This window comes from Streptomyces sp. DH37 (assembly GCF_029813835.1).
In the GTDB taxonomy this organism is placed as follows: Bacteria; Actinomycetota; Actinomycetes; order Streptomycetales; family Streptomycetaceae; genus Streptomyces.
This window is the reverse complement of the sequence record NZ_JARVKV010000154.1, coordinates 1-741: the sequence shown is the minus strand read 5'-3', so window position 1 is coordinate 741 and position 741 is coordinate 1. Positions and strand designations below refer to the sequence as shown.

1 protein-coding gene is annotated in these 741 nt (G+C 71.9%); it reads left to right on the top strand.

The genetic code is table 11. The features are described 5' to 3' along the window. Positions 1–741: GMC oxidoreductase (locus QC029_RS30435; RefSeq protein WP_279559073.1), on the top strand; the 741-nt coding region annotated here is incomplete at both ends.

Here is a 741-nt window from a genome sequence, read left to right as displayed (position 1 = left end):
TGGTCGCGGCCGGCACGTACGGCACCCAGACGCTGCTGCACCGGATGCGCGACACCGGTCTGCTGCCGCGGATCTCCCCGAGGCTGGGCGAGCTGACCCGCACCAACTCCGAGGCCCTGGTGGGCGCCCTCACCTTCCCCCGCCGCTACCGCAGGAAGCACGGGCCCGACGCGGAACTGGACTTCACCCGGGGCGTGGCCATCACCTCCTCCATCCACCCGAACGACAACACCCACATCGAGAACGTCCGCTACGGCAAGGGGTCCAACCTCATGGCCCTGCTCTGCGTGCCGCAGTACCGGCAGGACGGTCCGGCGCCCAAGTGGCTCGCGGCGGCCCTCCAGTTCCTGCGCCACCCGGTCCTGGTGGCGCGCACCGCCACCACCCACCGCTGGTCGGAGCGGACCATCATCGGCCTGGTGATGCAGTCCCTGGACAACTCCCTGACCACCTACCGCAAGCCCAGGGGCCCGGGGAAGGGCCTGCTCACCGCCAGGCAGGGCCACGGCGCGCCCAACCCCGACCACATCCCCGAGGGCGCCGAGGCGATCCGGCTGCTGGCGGAGGAGATCAACGGCTTCCCCGGCACCAATGTCGGCGAACTGATGGGCAAGCCCCTGACCGCGCACTTCCTGGGCGGCTGCCCGATCGGGGCCTCGCCGCGGGAGGGCGTCATCGACCCCTACCACCGGCTCTACGGCCACCCCGGCATCTCGGTCGTGGACGGCTCGGCCGTCTCCG